Source organism: Streptomyces sp. 5-10 (genome assembly GCF_014712245.1).
In the GTDB taxonomy this organism is placed as follows: Bacteria; Actinomycetota; Actinomycetes; order Streptomycetales; family Streptomycetaceae; genus Streptomyces; species Streptomyces violaceusniger.
The window spans coordinates 1-5,403 of the sequence record NZ_JACVYG010000137.1 but is presented as its reverse complement, the minus strand read 5'-3'; the positions used below and the strand labels follow the sequence as shown (position 1 = coordinate 5,403).

Annotated in this window: 1 protein-coding gene and 1 pseudogene; both read right to left on the bottom strand. The window is 71.7% G+C overall.

From position 1 onward, the window contains the following. Positions 1–1,598, bottom strand: a pseudogene (locus IEJ02_RS47315) (type I polyketide synthase); the annotation flags it as partial. A gap of 102 nt (positions 1,599–1,700) precedes the next feature. Further along, positions 1,701–5,403, bottom strand: a 3,703-nt coding sequence (locus IEJ02_RS47310) for an SDR family NAD(P)-dependent oxidoreductase (protein ID WP_191070436.1), incomplete at its 5' end; no start/stop codon positions are given.

The window sequence follows — 5,403 nt, the reverse complement described above, 5'->3', positions numbered from 1 at the left end:
AAACACCAACACCGCACGACCATCACCACCCACAACCACACCCCGCACCACACCCGCCACATCCCTGCCCTCAGCCACCGCACCCAAGCCCTCAACCAAAGCCGCACGATCGGACCCCAACACCACCGCACGATGCTCGAAGGCACTACGCGTCGTCGCGAGAGAGAACCCGATATCGGTGACGGCCGCCTCCGCCCGAGCACCGAGGTGGGCGAGCAGCCCTTCGGCCTGGGCGCGCAACGCACCCTCGGACTTCCCCGAGACCAGCCAGGGCACGATGCCGGAAGGCAGTTGCCCCGTCTCCTCCGGCGCTTCGCCCTCCGGGTCGGCCGGAGGCTCCTGCTCGAGGATGATGTGTGCGTTGGTGCCGCTGATCCCGAAGGACGAGACACCCGCCCGACGGGGCTCGTCGCCCTCGGGCCACGGCGTGGCCTCGGTGAGCAGCCTCACCCCGCCCGCCGACCAGTCCACGTGGGGCGACGGCTCGTCGATGTGCAGGGTCTGCGGCAGCAGCCCGTGCCGCATCGCCTGCACCATCTTGATGACGCCCGCCACGCNCCGTACGTGGCCAGCAGCGCCTGGGCCTCGATGGGGTCGCCCAGCGTCGTACCCGTGCCGTGTGCCTCGACGGCGTCCACCTGCTTGGCGGAGAGTTTGGCGTCGGCGAGGGCCTGGCGGATCACTCGTTGCTGGGACGGTCCGTTGGGCGCGGTGAGGCCGTTGCTCGCACCGTCCTGGTTGATGGCGGAGCCGCGTACCACCGCCAGCACCGGGTGGCCGTTGCGCCGCGCGTCCGACAGCCGCTCCAGCAGCAGCATGCCCACACCCTCGCCCCAGCCCGTCCCATCGGCGGCCGCCGCGAACGGCTTGCACCGGCCGTCCGGCGCCAGCCCGCGCTGACGACTGAACTCCACGAAGGTTCCGGGGGTGGACATCACCGTGACGCCACCCGCGAGGGCGAGGGTGCACTCCTGGCGCCGAAGGGCCTGACCGGCCCAGTGCAGCGCCACCAGGGAAGAGGAGCACGCCGTGTCGACGGTGACCGCCGGGCCCTCGAGGCCCAGGGTGTAGGCCACCCGGCCGGAGGCGATGCTGCCCGCGGTGCCGTTGCCCAGATAGCCCTCCACACCCGCGGGCAGCGAGGTCAGACCGGTGCCGTAGTCGTGGTACATCACACCGGTGAAGACACCGGTCTTGCTGCCCCGCACCGACTCCGGGTCGATACCGGCCCGCTCGAACGCCTCCCAAGCCGTCTCCAGCAGCAACCGCTGCTGGGGGTCGGTCGCGAGCGCCTCGCGCGGGGACATCCCGAAGAACGCCGGGTCGAATTCACCGGCGCCGTGCAGGAATCCGCCCTCGCACGCATAACTCTTGCCCACCGCGCCCGGGTCGGGGTCGTACAGCCCCTCCACGTCCCAGCCACGGTCCTGGGGGAAGCCCGAGATGGCGTCCTCACCGGCGGCCACCGACCGCCACAACTCCTCGGGCGAGCGCAGCCCGCCCGGGTAGCGGCAGCTCATCGCCACGATCGCGATCGGCTCGTGGTCCGCGGACTCCGCTTCCTGGAGGCGCTGACGCGTCTGGTGGAGTTCGGCAATGACTCGCTTGAGGTAATCCCGGAGTTTGTCTTCGTTGCTCATCGCGCTTTCCCAATCACAAGGCTGTCGGCTGATCGCGGAGGGGAATTGCTCCAGGCCGCTTCAGAGAATTCCGAGATCCTCGTCCACCATCTTGAAGAGTTCGCCATCCGTCGCCGATTCGAGTTGGTCGACGAGAGCAGCGCTGCTGCTCGGGACTTCCTGTGCGTCGCCGTACTTTGCCAAGAGCTCCCGCAGGCGTGACACCACATCCGTGCGGCCGATCTCCTCCCAGGTCATCGCCGACAGACCGGCTTCGAGCTGATCGATGCCCACGGATACGGGCACCGAGGTGGCGGCGGATCCGGCGTCCCGCGTCAGCTCGTGGTGAAGGTGCTGGGCCAGGGCGGTGGGGGTCGGGTGGTCGAAGACCAGCGTCGCGGTCAGACGCAGTCCGGTCACCGTGCCGAGCCGGTTGCGCAATTCCACCGCCGTCAGCGAGTCGAAGCCGAAGTCCTTGAACGCACGGCCCGGTTCCACGGTTTCCGGACCGCCGTGGCCCAGCACCGCGGCGACATTGCGCCGTACCGTGTCCAGCACCAGGCGTTCGCCTTCCGCATACGAGGCTCCGGCCAGGCGCGCCCGCAACGCCTCCGCCGCCCCGGCCGCTCCGGTGGATTGCGTCGTCACCCGGCGGGCGGGCACTCGCACCAACTCCCGCAGCACATGCGGCACTTCGGCGAGGCCGTCGTGTGCGGCGGACCTCCAGACCGTCGTGTTCAGCCGTGCGGCGGCGATGACCGGGCCATCGCTCGCACAGGCGGCGTCGAACAGCGCAAGCCCCTCGGCCGACGACAGGGCGGAGATGCCGACCTGGTCCATGCGCCGCCTGTCCACCTCGGCCAGCCCCGCGGTCATCCCGCTGCGTTCCTCCCACAGTCCCCAGGCCAGCGACAGGCCGGGGAGGCCGTGCGCCCGGCGCCGTGCGGCCAGCGCGTCGAGGAGGGCGTTGGCGGCCGCGTAGTTGCCCTGCCCGGCGGCCCCGAACATGCCCGCCACCGAGGAGAAGACCACAAACGCCGACAGGTCGAGCCCGGCCGTCAGCTCATGCAGGACGAGTGCCGCCTCCGCCTTCGGCCGCAGCACGGTGTCCAGCCGCTCCGGAGTCAACGACGCGATCACACCGTCGTCCAGCACGGCAGCGGCGTGGACGACACCCTTGAGCGGATGCGCGGCGGGGATGTCCGACAGCACCGCGCCGAGGGCGTCCCGATCGGCCACATCACAGGCCGCCCAGGTCACCGACGCCCCCGCCGAGGCCAGCTCATCGGCCAGCTCGGCCGCGCCCTCGGCCGCCGATCCCCTGCGGCTGAGCAGCACCAGATGCCGCACACCATGGTCGGCCACCAGATGCCGGGCCAGCAGACCGCCCAGGGTGCCGCCGGCCCCGGTGATGAGGACCGTGCCCTCGGGGTCCCATGTCGCCGAAGCGCCCGGTCCCGACTCCCCCTCGGCCCGGACCAGCCTCGCCGCCAGTACGCGCCCTCCGCGCACGGCCAACTGCGGCTCGCCCGAGGCGAGGGCCGTGGCCAGCGGAACGGAGCCGAGCTCCGTGGGATCGTCCACGTCGAGGAGGAGCACTCGGCCAGGGTCTTCGGCCTGCGCGGACCGCACCAGGCCCCATACCGCCGCCCCTGCCAGGTCGTCCACACCCTCGGTCGAGGTGGTGGCCACGGCGCCGCGCGTGGTGACGACCAGACGGGAGTCGGCGAACCGCTCCTCGGCCAACCACTCCCGCACCCGCTCCAGCGCCTGATGCGTCGCGCCACGTAGCGCCCGGTGGCTGTCGCCACTGCTGCCGGTCGCGGAGGCCAGCAGCACCCACTCCGGCAAGGAGTCACCCTCGGCGCCGGACCGGGCAAGTGCGCCCAGGTCAGGGTGGGTTCGCACCTGCCAGCCCGCCGACCGCAGCGCCATGGCCAGCTCGCCGCCCTCCTCACCGATCACCGCACAGCGGGCGGTGGACGGTTCGTCGGCCGGAAGCGGCATGGCGTTCCACCGCAGCCGGAACAGCGACTCCTGGGAGGTGCCGCGCGCGGCGTCGATCTGCTCGGCGGAGACCGGACGCGTCACCAGCTCTGCCACCGAGGCCATCAACCGGCCCGTCTCATCGGCCACGGCGAGCGACAGACCGTCGGCCCCGGCCGCCGCCAGCCGTACGCGGACCGTCGTCGCGCCGGTGATGTGCACCGACACCCCGTTCCAGGCGAACGGCAAGCGGACCTGCTCCGCGTCCGAGGCCACCAGGCCACCGGGCCCCGCCATATGAAGGGCGGCATCGAGCAACGCGGGGTGCACACGGAAGCGCGCGGCGTCCGGCCACTGCTCCTCGGCCAGTGCCACCTCGGCGAACACCTCGGTGAACACTTCGCCTTCACGCCGCCAGGCGGCCCGCACGCCCTGGAACGCCGGCCCGTACGCGAGCCCGCCCCGCGCGAAGCGCTCGTACATGCCACTGATGTCGATCGCCTCGGCATCCGTGGGTGGCCACACGCTCAGCTCGGCCGAGATCGCCGCCTCCGGCCGCTCGGCCTGGGTCAGAACGCCGGTGGCGTGGCGTGTCCAGGGGTGGTCCTCATCGCCGGATTCCTGCCGGGAGTAGACGGTGACGGGTCGGCGGCCGTCGTCATCGGCTCCGGCCACCATCACCTGGAGCTGGATCGCACCGCGCTCGGGAAGGACCAGGGGCGCTTCCAGCACCAGGTCGTCCACCTGGTCACAGCCGAAACGGCCACCGGCATGCAGCGCCAGATCCACGAAGGCCGTCCCCGGCACCACCACCGAGCCCAGCACGGCGTGGTCGGCCAGCCAGGCGTGCGTACGCGCGGACAGCCGACCGGTGAACAGGCAGCCGTCTGAGTCGGGCAGCCTCACGGCGGCACCGAGCAGGGGGTGTTCCTCGGACCGCAGCCCCGCCGAGGCCACGTTGCCCGCCGCCCCACCGGCCTCGAGCCAGTACCGCTTCCGCTGGAAGGCGTAAGTCGGCAGCTCCACGTGGCGTACGGGACTCGGCGCGAGCAGCGCCGTCCAGTCCACCGGGACGCCACGGACGAAGATGCGAGCCAATGCCTCCTGGAGCGTAGCCATCTCGTCACGGCCGCTGCGCAGGGCGGAGACGAACGCGGCGTCCGGCACGCAGTCCTGGCCCATGCCGGAGAGCACCCCGTCCGGGCCCAGCTCCAGGGAGGTCGTCACACCCGCCTCCGCGAGAGCCGCCATGCCGTCGGCGAAGCGCACGGTCTCTCGGACGTGTCGCACCCAGTACTCGGCGGAGCACAGCGCCTCGGCGTCCGCCACCCGGCCCGTCACGTTCGACACGACGGGGATACGCGGAGGCGCGTACGACAACCCCTCGGCCACCTGCCGGAACTCCGCAAGCATCGGCTCCATCAGCGGCGAGTGGAAGGCATGGGAGACCCGCAGCCGCTTGGTCTTGACGCCCTGAGCGTCAAGCTGCCCGGCGACCTCCGCCACCGCCTCGTCCGCACCGGAAATCACGGTCGAGTACGGGCCGTTGACCGCCGCCACACTCACCTCGCCCCCGCGACCGGCCAGCAACGGCAGCACATCCGCCTCGGCGGCCCGCACCGACACCATCACCCCACCCGACGGCAACCCCTGCATCAGCCGACCGCGAGCCGCCACCAACGCACACGCGTCCGCAAGCGACAGCACCCCCGCCACATGCGCCGCCACCAGCTCACCGATCGAGTGCCCGGCCACGAAATCGGACCGCACACCCCACGACTCCACCAACCGGAACAGC